At 70.7% G+C, this 18038-nt stretch carries 17 protein-coding genes; 15 read left to right on the top strand and 2 right to left on the bottom strand.

Annotated elements, in window-relative coordinates:
- Positions 1-24 precede the first annotated feature (24 nt).
- Complete coding sequence (locus APR04_RS12190) at positions 25-1305, bottom strand: NRAMP family divalent metal transporter (RefSeq protein WP_253870617.1); 1281 nt, start codon at positions 1303-1305, stop codon at positions 25-27.
- A 244-nt stretch (positions 1306-1549) separates the two neighbouring features.
- On the opposite strand from APR04_RS12190, the gene APR04_RS12185 reads away from it, so the two are divergent.
- From APR04_RS12185 to APR04_RS12145, 9 genes are all read left to right on the top strand, one after another.
- Positions 1550-3040: a PA0049 C-terminal domain-containing protein gene (locus APR04_RS12185; RefSeq protein WP_253870615.1), complete on the top strand. Its 1491-nt coding sequence runs from the start codon at positions 1550-1552 to the stop codon at positions 3038-3040.
- Between the two features lie 112 nt (positions 3041-3152).
- Positions 3153-3821, top strand: a complete 669-nt coding sequence (locus tag APR04_RS12180; RefSeq protein ID WP_253870613.1) for a GntR family transcriptional regulator — start codon at positions 3153-3155, stop codon at positions 3819-3821.
- Positions 3818-4747 carry a carboxylating nicotinate-nucleotide diphosphorylase gene (nadC, locus tag APR04_RS12175; protein ID WP_253870611.1) on the top strand — a complete coding sequence of 310 codons (930 nt, stop codon included), beginning with the start codon at positions 3818-3820 and terminating at the stop codon, positions 4745-4747. The genes APR04_RS12180 and nadC overlap by 4 nt, the downstream gene beginning before the upstream one ends.
- A gap of 77 nt (positions 4748-4824) precedes the next feature.
- Entirely contained in the window at positions 4825-6354 is a 1530-nt protein-coding gene (gene lysS / locus APR04_RS12170) for a lysine--tRNA ligase (protein WP_253870609.1), read from the top strand.
- A 39-nt stretch (positions 6355-6393) separates the two neighbouring features.
- Positions 6394-6576, top strand: coding sequence for a hypothetical protein (locus tag APR04_RS12165; RefSeq protein ID WP_253870607.1), 183 nt, complete (start codon positions 6394-6396; stop codon positions 6574-6576).
- 175 nt (positions 6577-6751) lie between these two features.
- Positions 6752-7081 carry a histone-like nucleoid-structuring protein Lsr2 gene (locus APR04_RS12160; protein ID WP_253870605.1) on the top strand — a complete coding sequence of 110 codons (330 nt, stop codon included), beginning with the start codon at positions 6752-6754 and terminating at the stop codon, positions 7079-7081.
- Positions 7082-7191: 110 nt separating this feature from the next.
- Positions 7192-8277: a lactonase family protein gene (locus APR04_RS12155; protein WP_253870603.1), complete on the top strand. Its 1086-nt coding sequence runs from the start codon at positions 7192-7194 to the stop codon at positions 8275-8277.
- A complete protein-coding gene (mshA, locus tag APR04_RS12150; protein ID WP_253870600.1) occupies positions 8277-9617 on the top strand; it encodes a D-inositol-3-phosphate glycosyltransferase in 1341 nt (446 codons plus the stop codon). Before APR04_RS12155 ends, mshA begins: the two co-directional genes overlap by 1 nt.
- A gap of 64 nt (positions 9618-9681) precedes the next feature.
- Positions 9682-10422, top strand: a complete 741-nt coding sequence (locus tag APR04_RS12145) for a phosphoglyceromutase (protein ID WP_253870598.1) — start codon at positions 9682-9684, stop codon at positions 10420-10422.
- A 103-nt stretch (positions 10423-10525) separates the two neighbouring features.
- Here the strand turns inward: APR04_RS12145 and phoU are convergent, their stop codons facing one another.
- Positions 10526-11173 (bottom strand): phosphate signaling complex protein PhoU, encoded by a 648-nt coding sequence (phoU, locus tag APR04_RS12140; RefSeq protein WP_253870596.1) that lies wholly within the window; start codon positions 11171-11173, stop codon positions 10526-10528.
- 273 nt (positions 11174-11446) lie between these two features.
- Between phoU and APR04_RS12135 the strand changes: the two genes are divergently transcribed.
- From APR04_RS12135 to pstA, 6 genes are all read left to right on the top strand, one after another.
- Positions 11447-12685 (top strand): sensor histidine kinase, encoded by a 1239-nt coding sequence (locus tag APR04_RS12135; RefSeq protein WP_253870594.1) that lies wholly within the window; start codon positions 11447-11449, stop codon positions 12683-12685.
- Positions 12682-13380 carry a response regulator transcription factor gene (locus APR04_RS12130; RefSeq protein WP_253870592.1) on the top strand — a complete coding sequence of 233 codons (699 nt, stop codon included), beginning with the start codon at positions 12682-12684 and terminating at the stop codon, positions 13378-13380. The genes APR04_RS12135 and APR04_RS12130 overlap by 4 nt, the downstream gene beginning before the upstream one ends.
- 118 nt (positions 13381-13498) lie before the next feature.
- Positions 13499-14662 carry a phosphate ABC transporter substrate-binding protein PstS gene (gene pstS, locus APR04_RS12125; protein ID WP_253870590.1) on the top strand — a complete coding sequence of 388 codons (1164 nt, stop codon included), beginning with the start codon at positions 13499-13501 and terminating at the stop codon, positions 14660-14662.
- Positions 14663-14850: 188 nt separating this feature from the next.
- On the top strand, positions 14851-15954 hold the full coding sequence (locus tag APR04_RS12120) for a phosphate ABC transporter substrate-binding protein PstS (RefSeq protein WP_253870588.1): 1104 nt from the start codon (positions 14851-14853) through the stop codon (positions 15952-15954).
- Positions 15955-16090: 136 nt separating this feature from the next.
- Positions 16091-17083 (top strand): phosphate ABC transporter permease subunit PstC, encoded by a 993-nt coding sequence (gene pstC / locus APR04_RS12115; RefSeq protein ID WP_253870586.1) that lies wholly within the window; start codon positions 16091-16093, stop codon positions 17081-17083.
- Positions 17083-18033 (top strand): phosphate ABC transporter permease PstA, encoded by a 951-nt coding sequence (gene pstA, locus APR04_RS12110; protein WP_253870584.1) that lies wholly within the window; start codon positions 17083-17085, stop codon positions 18031-18033. The genes pstC and pstA overlap by 1 nt, the downstream gene beginning before the upstream one ends.
- The last annotated feature ends 5 nt before the right edge of the window (positions 18034-18038 follow it).

Genomic DNA, 18038 nt, shown 5'->3' with positions numbered 1-18038 from the left:
GTGACGGGTTGCCGGGGCCGGAGCTCAGGCGGACAGCAGGTCGAAGATCGGGCCCACTGCGTTGACCGCCATGTACCAGGTGACCACGGTGGCCAGGCTGCCGACCACCAGGAGCCACCGCGGGTACCGGGTGCTGCCGAGCAGCGAGCCGCGGAACCAGCCGATGTACATGAACAGGGTCAGGCCGATGGGCAGGATGAGGCCGTTCACGCCGCCCACGAACACGAGCAGCGTGGCCGGCGCGGTGCCGATCGCCAGGTAGACCGCCAGCGAGACCACGATGAAGCCGACGGTCCACAGGTCTGCGGTGCGCCCGGTGATCCGCGCGGAGAAGACGGGCAGGAACGAGACCGAGGTGTAGGCGGCGCCGATGACGCTGGTGATCGCCGCGATCCAGAAGACCGCGCCGAAGATGCGCAGGCCCGTCTCGCCGGCCGCCGCGCCGAACGCGTCGCCCGCTGGGTTGCCCGTCACGTCGAGCACGACGCCGGAGGCGACGACCCCGAGGATCGCCAGGAACAGGACGTACCGCATGATCCCGGTGACGATGATCCCGCTGACGGCTGCCCGGTTGACCTCGCGGACGTTCTCGGGCCCCGCGGTGCCCGAGTCGAGCAGCTTGTGCGCGCCCGCGTAGGTGATGTACCCGCCGACGGTGCCACCGACGATGGTGGTGATCGTGGCGAAGTTGATGGTGTCGGGCAGCACCGTCTGCTTGAGCGCGTCGCCGACGGGCGGGTCGGACATGATCATGACGATCACCGTGAGCACGATCATCACCAGCCCGGCGACGATCACCACCCGGTCGACGACGGCGCCCGCGCGCTTGGCCAGGAAGATGGCGATGGCGACAGCGGCGCTGAGCGCGCCGCCCAGCCGTGGGTCGATGCCGAAGAGGGCGTTCATGCCGAGGCCGGCACCCGCCGTGTTGCCGATGTTGAAGATGAGGCCGCCGAGGACGATCAGCACGGCCAGGACGTACCCGCTGCCCGGCAGGGCGTCGTTGGCCAGCACGCTCGCGCGCTTGCCGGTCAGCGTGATCATGCGCCACACGTTCATCTGGACCGCCAGGTCCAGGAGGATCGACACCAGGATGCCGAACGCGAAGGCCGCCCCGAGCTGCTGGGTGAACGTGGCGGTCTGCGTGATGAAGCCCGGCCCGATGGCGGAGGTCGCCATGAGGAACAGGGCGCCCAGCAGGGACCGGCTGCGGGCGGAGGCGAACCGCCTTACCCGGGGGGCGGCAGGGGCGCCGGGCGGTGGCGCCGCCTGCGGGGCAGTGGGCTCGTGGCTCGTGTCGGACATTGTGTCCTCCTCGTCGTTGGGGTGAGCCGGATTGTTCAACAGTCAGGATGGTCCTCGTCGGATGTTTCCGCCGCATTGCGGAACATTGTCGATCATGACACGGCTCAGCCGCTGGGGCGCAGCCTGGGACACGAGATGTTTACCTGGGCAGGTCTGTCGGATTGTTCAACGAACCCCTACGGTCGTGACGACCCACTACCGAGGGGAAACAGACCACATGTCGACACCACGTACCGCTGCCAGGGTGAGAGCAGGCGCCGTCGCCCTCGCGCTCTGTGCCACCACTGCGCTCGCGGCGCCAGGGGCCGCCCAGGCCACGCCCGGCCCCGGGCCGGACTGCCTCGACCCGAGCATCCCGCTGTCGGTCGAGGAGGGCCGCCTGGCCGCCCACCTGCCCGACGCCGCCGATCCGACGGTCCCCGCCGACCGGACCTATGCCAGGACGATCATCGAGGGCGGCGGGTTCGGCGGGTACACGTCGGCCCTCACGGCGGCGTTGTGCCGCACCCGTTCGCTCGACGGCGCGACGGCACTGGCAGAGCGCAAGGGCGAGGCACTGTGGGACGCCGCGGTCCGCAGGGCCCAGGCCCACGGCGCCGTCCGCGGCGACCTGCCCGCCAGCGACGACCGTCCGCTGTACTGGACCAGGGTCGAGGCCATGTCGGTGCTGCGTCAGTGGGCGCCCGAAGGTGGGCTCACCGACGCCGAGCGCGCCGAGCTGGTCGAGACGTTCGACAAGGCGGCACGCGGCATGTCCGACATCGACCTGCCGCGCGGCGACGACGTCCTGCGCGTGATCGTCAGCGGGTTCGACGTCTACACGCTCGACGGCGGCACCACCGGTGCTGCGCCGGGCACCGTCGGCAACAACATCCGGCACGGCAACCCGTCGGGTGCCACGGCCCTCGCCCTGGACGGCACCACCTACCGCACCGACGACGGCAAGGTCGCCCACGTCGAGGCGTACACGCTGCCCGTGAGCTACCCGGAGTTCGAGCGCGGCTATCTCGAGGACACCGTCGGGCCCTTCATGGAGCCTGGCCCGCGCCAGGTCGACGCGTCCCTCACCGTGAGCCAGGCCGGCGGGTCGCAGTTCAACCTCGAGCAGTGGAACGCGCGCTACCACGGCACCTTCCCGGGCAACGACAACGGTGCGCCGTGCCCGACCGTTGGCGGCGTGCCGCAGCTGGCCGTCGACAACCCGGCGTGCAACATCCAGGTCGTCGACCGCTGGGGCGGCGGCGACGGGCTCACGGACCCGCCGCAGTGGACCGCCGCGAGCCTGCCGATCGCGGAGATGATCGCCGCGGACACCGGCGCCGACGTTCCGCGCCCGCCGGGGGACACCTGGCCCGACCCGTCGGTGGCCTTCGGCGTGGTCTGGAACACCAGCTACACGCAGTTCCCCGACTGCACGTCACCGGAGCTGGAGCGGTTCAACAGCCCGCCGCCCGTCATCTACCCGCCGTCCACCCCGCCGGTCCCGCCGGCCGAGGACTCCTGCTCGTACAGCGGCGGCGGAGGCAACTACCTGTCGAACGAGAGCGCGTACCGCAACACGCTGCTGCGTGACCGTGCGGGGCTCGACATCCCCGCCGGGCACATCCACACCCCGGACATGCAGCGCTTCGAGACCGACTTCGCGGTGAGCGACCCGACGTTCGACGCGTGGCGCACCTCGATCACGGCCCAGGCGACCAACCTGACCCACGCGGTCCTGGACACGATCGACTGACTCCTCCTGGTTGTGGGCGCGATCGTTGCGCCTGTGACGGACGCGTAGTCGCAACCATCACGCCCACAACCAAGGCCCGTACCGACGGCGGGCGGTCCGTAGGATGGGTCCAGTGACCACCGATCGGGCCGAGCGGAGCGCGGACGCCATCCGCGAGCTCATCGTCACCGGGCGCCTGACCCCGGGGCAGCGGCTCTCGGAGCAGTCCGTGAGCGAGTCGCTCGACGTGTCCCGCAACACCCTCCGCGAGGCCTTCCGGATCCTGGTCCACGAGGGACTCCTGGTCCGGCGCCCCAACGCAGGCGTCGCCGTGGCGAGACCGACCCTCGCGGACGTCGTCGACATCTACCGGCTGCGGCGCCTCATCGAGGTGCCGGTGCTCGCGGCGGGCGACCCGGCGCACCCGGGAGCCCGCACCATGCGGGACGCCGTCGACGCTGCCCTCGCCGCCCGGCTCGGCGGCGACTGGCACGACATCGCGGCAGCGAACATGCGGTTCCACTCGGGGATCGTGGCGCTGGCCGGCAGCCCGCGCCTCGACCGCGTGCACGCGAACCTCTCGGCCGAGCTGCGCCTCTCGTTCGGGCTGCTGGGCGACGACGGGAGCTTCTTCGATGGTTTCGTCGACCGCAACGCCGGCCTGCTGCGCCGGTTCCTCGCGGGTGACGCCGACGGCGCCGCGGCCGACCTGAACCGGTATCTCACGGACTCCGAGCGCATGCTCCAGGCCATCGTGGACGGCGCAGGGGCACCCGGTCCTGCGGCTACGGTGACCCCGTGAGCACTCTCCCCGTCTTCGCCACCCCCTCGACGGTCACACCGGGGCTCGACGCCGCCTGGGTGGCCCGCACCGTCGAGGTCGCCCTCGACGAGGACCTGGGCCCGGCGCCGGGGCGCGACGTGACCTCGCAGGCGACCATCCCGCCGTCGGCCACGGGGGTTGCCGAGCTCGCGGCACGCGAGGACGGCGTCGTCGCGGGGCTCGTGGTGGTGGGGGAAGTCCTGGACCAGGTGGCGAACCGCCTGGGCCTCGAGCCGCCGAGCGTCACCTTCCACGCGCAGGACGGCGACGCGGTCACCACGGGCCAGGTTCTGGCGACGCTGGAGGGCCGCACCCTGGTGCTGCTCGTCGCGGAGCGGACCCTGCTCAACCTGGCGAGCCGCGCCTCGGGCGTCGCCACGGCGACGCGGGCCTTCGCCCGCGAGCTCGCGGGCACAGGGGCGCAGGTGCTCGACACCCGCAAGACGACACCTGGTCTGCGTGCGCTGCAGAAGTACGCGGTGCGCGCAGGCGGCGGCACGAACAAGCGCATGGGCCTGTACGACGTCGCCATGGTCAAGGACAACCACGTGGTCGCCGCCGGGTCGGTCGCCGCGGCGGTCCGTGCCGTGCGGGAGACGTTCCCCGACGTGCAGATCCAGGTCGAGGCAGACACGACCGCTCAGGCCCTCGAGGCCCTGGCCTCTGGCGCGGACTTCCTGCTGCTCGACAACATGGAGCCGGACCGCCTCGCGGAGACGGTGGCCGCCGTCCGCGAGCGGGAGGGGCGCGACGGCGTCCCCGCGCACGTCGAGCTGGAGGCGACCGGCAACCTGACGCTCGACAAGGCGCGGAAGGTCGCGAGCACGGGCGTGGACTTCCTGTCGGTGGGCGCCCTGACCCACAGCGCCGGAATCCTGGACCTGGCCCTGGACCTGCGCGCCTGACCCGCCGACGACCGATGGCTGGGGAGGTGCGTCACAGCGGGAAGGAATCAGCTGGTGGCCCCGATAGAATCGCTCGGGTGACTGACGAGAACTCCGCTGCCGAGAGCACCGCTGCCCCGCCGACCGACGACCTGCCCGAGCAGCTGCGGATCCGGCGCGAGAAGCGTGAGCGCCTCCTGGCGCGCGGCACCGAGGCGTACCCGGTCACCGTGCCGGTCACGCACGCCATCACCGAGGTCCGCACGGCCTACGACCACCTCGAGGCCGGGCAGGAGACGGACGACGTCGTCGGCGTCGCCGGCCGGGTGGTCTTCATCCGCATCGGCGGCAAGCTGTGCTTCGTCACGCTGCAGGACGGCGAGGGCAACCGCCTCCAGGGCATGCTGAGCCTTGCCGTGCTCGGCGAGGAGGCGCTCGCGGCCTTCAAGACCGACGTCGACCTGGGCGACCACCTCTTCCTGCACGGCCGCGTCGGTTCGTCGCGGCGTGGTGAGCTGAGCATCTTCGCGGACGAGTGGCAGATGGCGGCGAAGTCGCTGCGCCCCCTCCCGGTCCTGCACAAGGACCTGTCCGAGGAGGCGCGCGTGCGACAGCGCTACGTCGACCTGATCGCACGGCCCGCGGCCCGCGACATGGTGCGCCTGCGCGCCGGCGTAGTGCGTTCTCTGCGTGAGAACTTCCACCGTCGCAGCTTTCTCGAGGTCGAGACGCCCATGCTGCAGACCATTGCCTCGGGTGCCACGGCCCGGCCTTTCTCGACGCACATGAATGCGTACGACCTGGAGCTCTTCCTGCGCATCGCGCCGGAGATCTTCCTCAAGAAGGCGGTCGTCGGCGGTGTCGAGAAGGTCTTCGAGATCAACCGGAACTTCCGCAACGAGGGCGCGGACTCGTCGCACTCGCCGGAGTTCGCCATGCTGGAGGCGTACGAGGCCTACGGGGATTACAACACCATCGGCGCGCTCACCAAGGATCTGGTGCAGACGGCGGCCCGTGACGTTCTCGGCACCACGCTGGTGACTCTTCCGGACGGTTCCGAGTACGAGCTCGGCGGAGAATGGGCAAACCTGCGGATGTACGCCTCGCTGTCCGAAAGCCTGGGCGAGGAGATCACCGGCGACACGTCGGTCGAGGAGCTCGAGAAGATCGCCGAGCGTCTGGATGTCGAGGTCGGCAACAAGAAGATCCTGAATCATGGAAAGCTCGTCGAGACGCTCTGGGAGCACCGCGTGGGCGACCACCTGTCGGCGCCGACGTTCGTCATGGACTTTCCGGTGGAGACGTCACCGCTCACCCGGGATCACCGTTCGGAGAAGGGACAGGTCGAGAAGTGGGACCTGTACATCCGTGGTGTCGAGCTGGCCACCGGCTATTCCGAGCTGGTCGACCCGGTGATCCAGCGCCAGCGTCTCGAGGCGCAGGCCAGGATGGCCGCGGCCGGCGACGACGAGGCCATGCTGCTGGACGAGGACTTCTTGACCGCGATGGAATTCGCGATGCCCCCTTCGGGCGGAATGGGCATGGGGATCGACCGCCTGCTCATGGCGCTGACGGGCCAGGGCATCCGCGAGACCATCCTTTTCCCGCTGGTGAAGCCGCAGGCCTGAGATTTCAATCGGTGCAGACGAGTTTGTGAGGATCTTGTGATGGATACGACGCTTGCAGTACTCGCCGGGCTCACGCCCTCGGTGGGTGTCGGCCTGTTGTTCTGGTTTTCGATGCGCAAGATCTTTCGCGCCGACCGCCACGAGCGCGAGGCTCTCGACCGAATGGATCGCGAAGGCATGACGGCGACAGCAGAAAACGCGGCGAATTCCCCTTCGCGCTGATCCGCGCGGCCGAGGTTATCCCTGCTGACCATCCGGACCAAATCCACGCACTTCACCAGCCCGGGGTGAAGTTTTCGTGATCGGTGTCACATGCCCATTATTGACATGTCAATATTGAGTGCGGCATGCTCACGAACTAACCCCGGTATTAGTGGCGTGGAAGGGAAGTACCCGTATGGTTCAGAAGGTTCAGCTCGTTCTCGAAGATGACATCGATGGCGGTGCCGCTGACGAGACCGTGAACTTCGGCCTCGACGGCGTCTCCTACGAGATCGACCTCAACGCCGAGCACGCGACTCAGCTGCGTGACGCGCTCGCTTCGTGGGTCGGCCACGCACGCAAGGTGAAGTCGCCGGTCGCGCGCACTGCCACCACGCGGCGGTCGCGTTCGGGCAGCGATACGGCAGCGGTCCGTGAATGGGCCAAGGCCAATGGCTACACCGTGAGCGACCGTGGCCGTATCGCGGCCGAGGTCCAGGAGGCATACGCGAAGGCCAACGGCTGACGCGTCGCCGACACGACGGCATATTGCGCCCCGGCGCCCCCATGACGGGGGCGGCCGGGGCGTCGTGCATTCCGGCGAGAGCACCGGCGAAACGTCATTAGGCTGGATGCATGAGCATCCCTACCGCTGCCCTGTGGATCGGTACCTATCCGACGGCGGGGAGCGCGCCCGGCGGCGGCGAGGGGATCTGGCGCGTCGGCGTCGACCCGAACGGCCGGTTCGCGGGCGGCGAGCTCGTCGCGCCGGTCGCCGCGCCGTCGTTCCTGGCGCTGGACCCCTCCGGAGGAACGCTCCTGGCGGTGACCGAGGCGGACGAAGGTGTAGTCAGCGCCTTCCGTGTGTCCGACGCCGGTGCGCTCGCCCCCGCCGGGAGCGTCGCCTCGGGCGGCGCGAGCCCGTGCCACGTGGTGACGACCGGCACCGCTGCCTGGGTGGCGAACTACGGCGACGGGACGGCGGCCGTGGTCGCGCTGGGCCCGGCCGGCGGGCTCGGTACGCCACGCACCTTCGCGCACGAGGGCTCCGGCCCGGTCGCCGACCGGCAGGAGGGGTCGCACGCCCACTTCGCGCACGTCTGGGGCGACCGCGTCCTGGTGTCCGATCTCGGCACCGACGAGCTGCGCACCTACCCCCTCGAGCTGCCCGGCTCCGCTGTCGCGGAGCCGTCGCGCGGCGAGGTCGCCGCCGTCCTGCCACCGGGGACGGGCCCGCGTCACCTGGTCGAGCTGGCCGACGGCACGATCCTGCTCGTGGGCGAGCTGGACTGCCGCCTGCACGTCCTGGTCCCCGCGGGCCCCGGCCGCCTCGAGCACGTGGGCTCCGTGGCGATCACGGGGCGGACCATGCCCGACGGCGCCCCCGGCTACCCCTCGCACATCACCGTCGCCGGCGACCTGGTGCACGTGGGCGTGCGCGGCCCGGACGTCCTGTCGGTGCTCCGGGTCCGTGAGGCCGTGGCCGAGGCCGCAGGCCCCGGCCACGTGGGGCACCTGACCATCGAGAACGTGTCCGACGTCGAGCTGGGCGCGGGTGCGTGGCCGCGCCACCACGCGGTCCTGGCCGACAGCGGCGTCGTGATCGTGGCGGCGCAGAACACCGGCGAGCTGATCGCGGTCCGGCTCGACCGCGCGTCGGGCAAGGGCGACATCACGGACCGACTGGAGCTGCCCGTGCCTGCGTGCGTCCTGGAGGCATGATGCGCGACAGCCTGCCGCCAGGCCTCGCCGAGCCGGACGTGCCCCGTCCGCTCCGGATCGCGATGGTCTCCGTGCACACGTCGCCGCTGGAGCAGCCCGGGACTGGCGACGCCGGCGGCATGAACGTGTACGTGCTGGAGCTGTCCCGGGCGCTCGCCCGGCGTGGCGCGCAGGTGGAGATCTACACGCGGGCGACGTCGTCCGCACAGCCGAAGGTGACCGACGCCGAGCCAGGGATCCGCGTCATCCACGTCTCGGCGGGGCCGTACGAGGGGCTGGACAAGAACGACCTGCCGGGCCAGCTGTGCGCGTTCGCGGCAGGCGTGCTGCGCGCCGAGGCGCACCGGCCGGAGGGCTGGTACGACGTGCTGCACACCCACTACTGGCTGTCGGGCCAGGTGGGCTGGCTCGCCGCGGAGCGCTGGGACGTCCCGCTGGTGCACACCATGCACACCATGGCCAGGGTGAAGAACGCGTCCCTCGCACCGGGAGACGCACCCGAGCCGCAGGGCCGGATCATCGGCGAGGAGCAGGTGGTCGCCGAGGCCGACGCCCTGGTCGCGAACACCGAGGAGGAGGCAGGCGAGCTGGTGCGGGACTACCGGGCCGACCCCGACCGGGTGCGCGTGGTGCAGCCTGGCGTGGACCTCGGCGTGTTCTCCCCGTTCCCGAAGGCCGAGGGAGGGGATCCGGCGGAGCCGGACCGGCAGCGAGCCGCGCAGCGAGCCGAGCTGAGGGAGCACCTCGCGCTGCCGGTCGACCGGCAGATCGTGCTGTTCGCCGGCCGCGTGCAGCTGCTCAAGGGGCCTGACGTGCTGGTGCGGGCGCTGGGGGAGCGCATCTGGTCACAGGGGGACGGGCAGCCACCGCTGCTCGTGGTGCTGGGCGGCGCGTCCGGCCGGCCGACGGCGGTCCGCGAGCTCGAGGCGCTCGCCTACCAGGAGGGAGTGGCCGCCCACGTGCGGGTACGTCCGCCGGTGCCGCAGCGGACGCTGGCCGGCTACTTCCGTGCGGCCGACCTGGTGGCGGTGCCGTCGCACAGCGAGTCGTTCGGCCTGGTCGCGGCAGAGGCGCAGGCGTCGGGGACCCCGGTGGTGGCGGCAGCGGTGGGCGGGCTGCGCACCGTGGTCGAGGACGGCGTCTCGGGTGTCCTCGTGCCCGACCACGAGCCCGAGAGCTGGGCGCTGGTCCTCAAGAGCCTCCTGGACGACGACGCGCTCCGGGCCCGCCTGGCCGTGGGCGCTCGCGCCTCGGCGACCAGGTTCGCCTGGGACCGCGCGGCCGACGAGATGCTGGACGTCTACGAGGAGGCAAGAAAGCACCGCCGCGCGTCGGTCTGACGCCGACGGCGGCCCCGCGCGGGCGTCACGCTCAAGCCCTCGGCGAGTGCGGCAAGATGGGGGCATGACCTACAACCTTGTGCTGCTTCGCCATGGCGAGAGCGAGTGGAACGCGAAGAACCTGTTCACCGGCTGGGTGGACGTACCCCTCTCCGAGAAGGGCGTCGAGGAGGCAAAGCGCGGTGGCGCGCTCCTCAAGGAGGCGGGCGTGCACCCGGACATCCTGCACACGTCGCTGCTGCGCCGCGCGATCATGACGGCGAACCTGGCGCTCGACGTCGCCGACCGCCACTGGATCCCGGTCAAGCGCAGCTGGCGCCTCAACGAGCGCCACTACGGCGCGCTGCAGGGCAAGGACAAGAAGCAGACGCTCGCCGAGTTCGGCGAGGAGCAGTTCATGCTGTGGCGCCGCTCCTACGACGTGCCGCCGCCGGAGATCGAGCTGGGCTCGGAGTTCAGCCAGGACGCGGACCCCCGCTACGCCGACGCCCCCGTCATCCGCACGGAGGCCCTCAACCTCGTCCTCGAGCGCGCCCTGCCGTACTGGGAGAGCGAGATCGTGCCCGACCTCAAGGCCGGCAAGACGGTGCTCGTCGCAGCCCACGGCAACTCGCTGCGCGCCCTGGTGAAGCACCTCGACGGTGTCTCCGACGAGGCCATCGCCGGGCTGAACATCCCGACGGGCATCCCGCTGGTCTACGAGCTGGACGAGGAGACCCTCGCCCCGGTGAAGCCGGGCGGCACCTACCTGGACGCGGAGGCCGCGAAGGACGCGATCGCCGCGGTCGCCAACCAGGGCCGCTGACGCGCCGATCACCAGTCCGCCCGAGAACGACCTGAGGGGCCGATTCCGACAGGAACCGGCCCCTCAGGTCGTTCTCGGGCGAGACTCGCTCGTCCGGGACGCGTCACTCGTCGTGGAAGTCGCCTGTCACCAGGAACGTCACGCGCCTCGCCACCGACACACCGTGGTCGCCGAACCGCTCGTAGTAACGAGCCACGAGCGTCACGTCGACGGCCTCCTGGACGGTGCCCTGCCACTCCGGCGCCAGCAGCTTGTTGAACGACTCCTGGTGCAGCTCGTCGAGCCGGTCGTCCTCCCGTTCGAGAGCCTCGGCCACCGTGAGGTCGCGTGTGGCGAGCAGCTTGGTGGTGCGCTGGGCCACGCGCACGGCGGCGTCGTGCATGTTCACGAAGGTCTCTCGTGCCTCAGGCACGATCGCCTGCGCCGGGTAGCGTCCGCGCGCCACCTGTGCCACGTGCCGGGCGAGGTCGCCCATGCGCTCGAGGGAGGCGCTCATGCGCAGGGCGCTCACGACGATCCGCAGGTCGGTGGCGACAGGGGCCTGCTGCGCCAGCAGGTGCACGCACCGTGCGTCGAGGGAGTCCTCGATGGCGTCGATGGTCTTGTCGGAGGCGATCACCTCCTGAGCCAGCTGGAGGTCGGCTTCCAGCAGCGCTGTGCCGGCACGGGTGATGGCGGACTCCACGAGCCTGCTCATCTCGGTCAGGTCGTCTCCGACCTGCTGGAGCTCAGCTTCGAAGATCTGTCGCATCGGTTTCCTCTCGCACTCGGGGCGCACGGACGGGTACGCGTCCGCTGTCGCGCCGCCGAAGGGCGGCGGGGCCGACGCGCGGCCGGGCCGACCGCCCGGACGATTACCGGAACGGCGCACGGCACAGCTACCGCCCGCACCCGCCAAGGTTCGACGGCGCGATGTACCGGGAGGTTAACGCTCTTCCTCCCTGACATGAACAGTAGGCGACACGATCGTCCGAGCGCCCGCCGACGTCGTCCTGCGGTTGAAACGTCGACCTACCCTGGAGTCGTGGACGGAATCATCTCCGGGGTACCGGTGCTGGCCGCCGGGATCCTCGGCGTGGTCGTCGGCGTGGTCGCCACCGTGGCGTTCCGCGTCTCCGAGCGGCAGCAGCACGCCCTCGCTCAGGCCGAACCCGACGAGCTCGACGCGGGTCTCGTCCGGGTGCTCTCCGTGCTGCGCTCCGCCGCCGTCGTGCTCGACGGCGAGGACGAGGTGATCCGGGCGTCGCCGCCGGCCTACGCGCTGGGCGTGGTGCGCAACGACGCGCTGGTACACCCGGCTATCACCGACCTCGTGGCCCTGGTGCGACGCGACGGTGTCATCCGCGAGCAGGAGCTGGAGCTGCCGCGTGGCCCGGTGGGCCAGGGCACGGTGCTGCTGCAGGTGCGCGTGGCGCCGCTGGGCCTCGAACGGCTGCTGGTGCTCGCAGAGGACCGTACGGAAGCACGCCGCGTCGAGGCGATCCGCCGGGACTTCGTGGTCAACGTCTCCCACGAGCTGAAGACGCCGGTGGGTGCCCTGGCACTCCTGGCGGAGACCGTGGGCGACGCGGCGGACGACCCCGTCGCCGTGCGCCGGTTCACCGGACGCATGCAGCGCGAGGCGGTCCGGCTGTCGGCGCTGGTGCAGGAGATCATCGAGCTGTCGCGCCTGCAGGGCGCCGGCGCGGTGCCGAAGCTGACCCCGGTCCCGATCCGCGAGGTCGTGGAAGAGGCGGTCGACCGGGCCCGCACCACCGCGCACTCCAAGAACATCGCGATCACCATGGGCGGTGACCTGGACACCGAGGTCTACGGCGACCACAACCTCCTGGTCACCGCGGTCCGCAACCTGGTCGACAACGCCGTCGCCTACTCCGGGCCCGCCAGCCGCGTGGGCGTCGGGGTGAACGAGCGCGGCGGTCTCGTCGAGATCGCCGTCGTCGACCAGGGCGTCGGGATCGCCGAGGACGCGCAGGACCGCGTCTTCGAGCGTTTCTACCGGGTCGATCCCGCGCGCTCGCGCGACACCGGTGGTACCGGGCTCGGGCTCAGTATCGTCAAGCACGTCGCGGCCGACCACGGTGGCGACGTCACGATGTGGTCAGAGCCCGGTCGGGGCTCGACCTTCACCCTGCGGATCCCGTCCGCGGACCGGCCCGACACGGCCGGCTCCTCGCCCGAGTACGCGGGGCGACAGGACCAGCAGGGCCAGCACAAGGCCGCGGACGACGCGGCCACGAAGAACGAGGAGGTAGGTGCGTGACGCGCATCCTGGTGGTAGAGGACGAAGAGTCGTACCGGGACCCGCTGACGTACCAGCTGACCCGCGAGGGTTTCGAGGTGGTCGAGGCCGCCGACGGCAACTCGGCGCTCGCTGCGTACGACGCGGAGGGAGCGGACCTGGTGCTGCTCGACCTGATGCTTCCGGGGCTGTCGGGCACGGAGGTGTGCCGGGAGCTGCGGGCACGCGGCGACGTCCCGGTCATCATGCTGACCGCCAAGGACTCGGAGATCGACAAGGTGGTGGGCCTGGAGCTCGGCGCCGACGACTACGTGACCAAGCCGTACTCGTACCGGGAGCTGCTGGCCCGCGTGCGCGCGGTGCTGCGCCGCCGGCAGCCGGGCGGCTCGGCGGAGCACGACGAGGACGGGGTGCTCGAGGTCGGGCCGGTCCGGATGGACGTGGAGCGGCACACCGTCGCCGTCTCCGGGGTGAGCGTGGCCCTGCCGCTCAAGGAGTTCGACCTGCTCGAGCTGCTGATGCGGAACGCGGGCCGGGTGCTGACCCGTGGGCAGCTCATCGACCGCGTCTGGGGTGCCGACTACGTGGGCGACACCAAGACGCTCGACGTCCACGTGAAGCGCATCCGCTCGAAGATCGAGCCGGACCCCGGTACGCCCAAGTACCTCCTCACGGTGCGCGGCCTTGGCTACAAGCTGGCCGACGACGAGGCGTGAGCCCCCGCGGCGTGCGGCCGTCACGTGTCGCACGTCACGGGTGACCGCGACCGAAGGTCACCTTCCGTTCATCTGGTGTTTGCTTGCAGGACCTCGCTCGTGAGTAGTTTCGCGATCCGTGAGCACCTCCCCCTACACCCGTCTCCTCTCTGCCGCCACCGCAGGAGCCCTCGTGCTGCCGCTCGCGGGCTGCGGCGCGGTCGCACTGCCGGGTCTCGGGGCAGGTGGCGAGCCGACTGCCGAACCCGGGTCGTCCGTCGTCGGAAGCTTCCGTGGGGCGGGCGCCTCGTCCCAGGAAGCCGCGATGGAGGCATGGATCAGCGGCTTCCAGGAGCAGCACCCTGACGCCGCGATCGAGTACGACCCCGTGGGCTCGGGCGACGGGCGCGAGGACTTCCTCGCGGGCAAGACGGCCTTCGGCGCCTCCGACGTCGCGCTCAGCGACGAGGAGATGGCGGCGTCCGGTCCGGCGTGCGACGGCGGGAACGCCATCGACCTGCCGGTCTACATCAGCCCGATCGCCGTGGCCTTCAACCTCGAGGGCATCGACCGCCTGAACCTGTCCTCCGACCTCATCGCGCGGATCTTCACCGGACAGATCACCACGTGGGACGACCCGGCGATCGTCGCGGCGAACCCCGAGGCGAAGCTGCCGGCGCTGACGATCACGCCGGTGCACCGGTCCGACGACTCGGGTACCACCGAGAACTTCGCCGACTACCTGCACGCCACCGCGCCGGCCGCATGGCCGCACGAGCCGGACGGCCTGTGGCCGCTGCCGGAGGGGTTCGCCGCCGACGGTACGAGCGGCGTGACCGACACGGTGCGGTCGACGCCGGGCGGCATCACCTACGCGGACGCCTCTGCGACGTCGGACCTCGGGCGCGTCGCCATCAAGGTGGGCGAGGAGTACGTGCCCTACAGCGCCGACGCGGCGGCCGCCGTCGTCGACGTCTCGCCGCGGATCGAGAACCGCTACGAGCACGACCTCGCGTTCGAGCTCGACCGCAAGATCGACAAGCCCTTCGCCTATCCGATGGTGCTGGTCTCCTACCTCGTCGTGTGCTCGCGGTACGAGGACAAGGCGGAGGGCAGGTTCGTCAAGGAGTTCGTCGAGTACGTCGCGTCCGCCGAGGGGCAGGAGCGCGCGGCGGCCGCCGCGGGTAGCGCCACGATCTCGAGCGACCTCCGGGACTGGATCGCCGACGCCGCCAAGGCCATCTACCTGACGCAGGACCGCCCGGACGACCAGCCGGTCGACCAGGCACAGGACCAGCCCTGAGGGGCGCCTGGCGGGTGAGGAAAGCCAGGGCGTGCCATGGTGGAGGTGTTGCGGATCACCCGCTCTGCGCGGGCTTGTTCACCTTCCGTTCACCTATATCTGGTGAGCAGGTCACTCCACCTGCCTAGCGTCCCGACTGACGCGCCGGCGATCGCCGCGCGTACGACTTGAACAGGATGGAACGACACGTGAAGATCAGCCGATTCCCCCGCGTTGGCTCCGCTGTCATGGTGGGCGCGCTCGCGCTGAGCCTCGCAGCCTGCGGGTCCGACCCGGGTGCAGCCGACCCGGCCGGTGAAGGTTCGGAGAGCGGCACGGGCCTCTCCGGCGAGCTCAACGGTGGCGGTGCGTCGTCGCAGGAGTCCGCGATGGAGGCCTGGCGCGCCGGCTTCCAGAGCGCCAACCCGGACGTCACGGTGAACTACGACCCGGTCGGTTCCGGCGGTGGCCGGGAGAGCTTCATCTCCGGCGCCTACCCGTTCGCCGGCTCGGACGCCGCGCTGGAGGACGACGAGCTGGCCGACGCAGAGGCCCAGTGCGGCGAGGGTGGCGTCATCCAGTACCCCGCCTACATCTCCCCCGTGGCCGTCGCCTTCAACCTCGAGGGCGTCGACACCCTGAACATGCCCGCCGAGACGATCGCCGGGATCTTCGCCGGCGAGATCACCGCCTGGGACGACGAGGCGATCGCCGCCGACAACCCGGACGCCGAGCTGCCCAGCACGGACATCACGGTCGTGCACCGCTCGGAGGACTCCGGCACCACGGAGAACTTCCAGGAGTACCTGCACACCGTCGTCCCGGACGTCTGGACCTGGGAGGCCGAGGGAATCTGGCCGATCAAGGGCCAGGAGTCCGCACAGGGCACCTCCGGCGTGGTCAGCGCGGCGCAGGCCGGCGAGGGCACCATCACCTACGCCGACGCGTCGCAGATCGATGACCTGGGCACGGTCGCCGTCGGCGTCGGCGACGACTTCGTCGAGTACAGCCCCGAGGCCGCTGCCGCCGTCGTCGAGGACTCGCCGCGCGTCGAGGGCACGAGCGAGAGCGTCTTCGCCTACGACCTCCAGCGCGACATCGCGGGTACCTACCCGATCGTCCTGGTCTCGTACCACCTGGCTTGCGGCACGTACGAGGACGCCGCCACGGCCGACCTGGTCAAGGGCCTCTACACCTACATCCTGAGCGACGAGGGCCAGGCCAAGGCTGCCGAGTCGGCGGGCTCCGCCCCGCTCCCGACGTCGCTCACCGAGCAGTTCCTGCCTGCGGTCGAGGCGATCACGGCCGGCTGACCCCAGCTGCCGCGTACTACCTGGTAGTACACCCGGCCGGTGGCCGGGCCGCACGAGCACAGAGCTCGTGGCCCGGCCACCGGCACGGCTGTGCCAGGCTTGACCTCACACAGACACGACGAGCCGAGGAACATCTGTGACCACCACTGACAGCCCGCCCGCTCCTGTGGCGCCGGTCCGGCGCCGACGGTCGAGCGGCGACACCGAGCGGGGCTTCAGCCGGACCTTCCGCTGGATCGCGACGGGGGCCGGCGCCCTGATCCTCGCGACGCTGGCCGCAGTCGCCCTGTTCCTGATCGTGCGGGCGTGGCCCGCCATGACGGCGAGCTCGGAGGCGCTGGCGGAAGCAGTCCCGAGGTACCCCGACGACACGTCGTTCATCGCGTACGTCGGACCGCTCATCTTCGGCACGCTGCTCGCCGCGGTGCTGGCCCTGCTCATCGCCACCCCCGTCGCGATGGGGGTCGCGCTGTTCATCTCGCACTACGCGCCCCGCCGGCTGGCCCAGGCCCTCGGTTACCTGGTCGACCTGCTCGCGGCGATCCCCTCGGTGGTCTACGGCCTCTGGGGGTTCACCGTCCTGGCGCCGGTCCTCGCGCCCCTCTGGACGTGGCTCAACAACTGGTTCGGGTGGTTCCCGCTGTTCGCCGGCGACGTGTCGCCGACGGCGCGGACCATGGCGACCGTCGCCGTCGTGCTCGCCGTGATGATCCTGCCGATCATCACGGCGGTCTCCCGCGAGGTGTTCCTGCAGACCCCCAAGCTGCACGAGGAGGCGGCGCTCGCGCTCGGTGCCACCCGGTGGGAGATGGTTCGCACGGCGGTCCTGCCCTTCGGCCAGTCCGGCGTCATCTCCGCCGCGATGCTCGGCCTCGGCCGCGCGCTCGGCGAGACCATGGCCGTGCTGATGATCCTGTCGCCGGGCTTCCTCTACTCGTTCAAGATCCTCCAGGCGGCGCAGCAGCAGACCATCGCCGCCTACATCGCCCTGGACTTCCCGGAGGCTAGCGGCCTGGCCGTCAACGCGCTGATCGCCACCGGCCTCGCGCTGTTCGTCATCACGCTGGCGGTGAACATGGCCGCACGGGCCATCGTCGCCCGCCGCAAGGAATTCTCGGGGGCCAACTGATGAGCACCGACACGACGACCAAGGACTCGACGGAGTACACCCGTGCGCTCCTGACGACCGCTGAACCGCGCCGCAGGCGCACCGACCGCATCATGGCCGGGCTCATCTGGTCCGCCTTCGCGCTGGCGATGATCCCGCTGGTGTCGCTGCTCTGGACCGTGCTGTTCAGCGGTGCGGGCCGGATGTCCGTCGACTTCCTGCAGTACTCGATGCGCGGCATCTTCGGCGGCGACCCGAGCGGCGGCATCTACCACGCGATCATGGGCACGCTGATCATCACCGGCTGCGCCACGCTGATCTCCGTGCCGATCGGCATCCTCGTCGCCATCTACCTGGTGGAGTACGGGCGTGGCCCGCTGGCCCGCGCGGTGACGTTCTTCGTGGACGTCATGACGGGCATCCCGTCGATCGTCGCCGGTCTCTTCGCGGTCTCGCTGTTCACCATCTTCTTCGGGCCAGGTGCCCGGTTCGGCCTCATCGGGGCCGTCGCACTGTCGGTGCTGATGATCCCCGTGGTGGTGCGGTCCTGCGAGGAGATGCTGAAGCTCGTGCCCAACGAGCTCCGTGAGGCGTCGTACGCGCTCGGCGTGCCCAAGTGGCTCACGATCGTCCGCATCGTGCTCCGCACCTCCGTGGCGGGTCTGACCACCAGCGTGCTGCTGGCCGTCGCGCGCGTCATCGGTGAGACGGCGCCGCTGCTCGTCGCGGTCGGTGTCACGGACTCGATCAACTTCGACCCCTCCGAGGGACGCATGATGACGCTGCCGGTGTTCATCTACCGGCAGTACAGCCAGGGGCAGGCGCCCTGCCGTGAGGACCAGGTCAACTGCGTCGCGGACATCGCGCTCCAGAACGCGTGGGGCGCCGCCCTGACGCTGATCGCGATCGTGATGATCCTCAACATCGCCGGTCGCCTCGTGAACCGCTGGTTCGCACCGAAGACCCGCTGACCTAA

This window comes from Promicromonospora umidemergens (assembly GCF_024171995.1).
Classification (GTDB): Bacteria; Actinomycetota; Actinomycetes; order Actinomycetales; family Cellulomonadaceae; genus Promicromonospora; species Promicromonospora umidemergens.
Note: the sequence above shows the minus strand (reverse complement) of the source record. Positions and strands in the feature narration are given on the sequence as shown.

Bases quoted from the DNA above. Each gene is read 5' to 3' on its own strand.
- APR04_RS12190 (WP_253870617.1), bottom strand. From the start codon at position 1,305: ATGTCCGACACGAGCCACGAGCCCACTGCCCCGCAGGCGGCGCCACCG.
- APR04_RS12165 (WP_253870607.1), top strand. From the start codon at position 6,394: ATGGATACGACGCTTGCAGTACTCGCCGGGCTCACGCCCTCGGTGGGT.
- APR04_RS12160 (WP_253870605.1), top strand. From the start codon at position 6,752: ATGGTTCAGAAGGTTCAGCTCGTTCTCGAAGATGACATCGATGGCGGT.
- APR04_RS12155 (WP_253870603.1), top strand. From the start codon at position 7,192: ATGAGCATCCCTACCGCTGCCCTGTGGATCGGTACCTATCCGACGGCG.
- mshA (WP_253870600.1), top strand. From the start codon at position 8,277: ATGCGCGACAGCCTGCCGCCAGGCCTCGCCGAGCCGGACGTGCCCCGT.
- APR04_RS12145 (WP_253870598.1), top strand. From the start codon at position 9,682: ATGACCTACAACCTTGTGCTGCTTCGCCATGGCGAGAGCGAGTGGAAC.
- phoU (WP_253870596.1), bottom strand. From the start codon at position 11,173: ATGCGACAGATCTTCGAAGCTGAGCTCCAGCAGGTCGGAGACGACCTG.
- pstA (WP_253870584.1), top strand. From the start codon at position 17,083: ATGAGCACCGACACGACGACCAAGGACTCGACGGAGTACACCCGTGCG.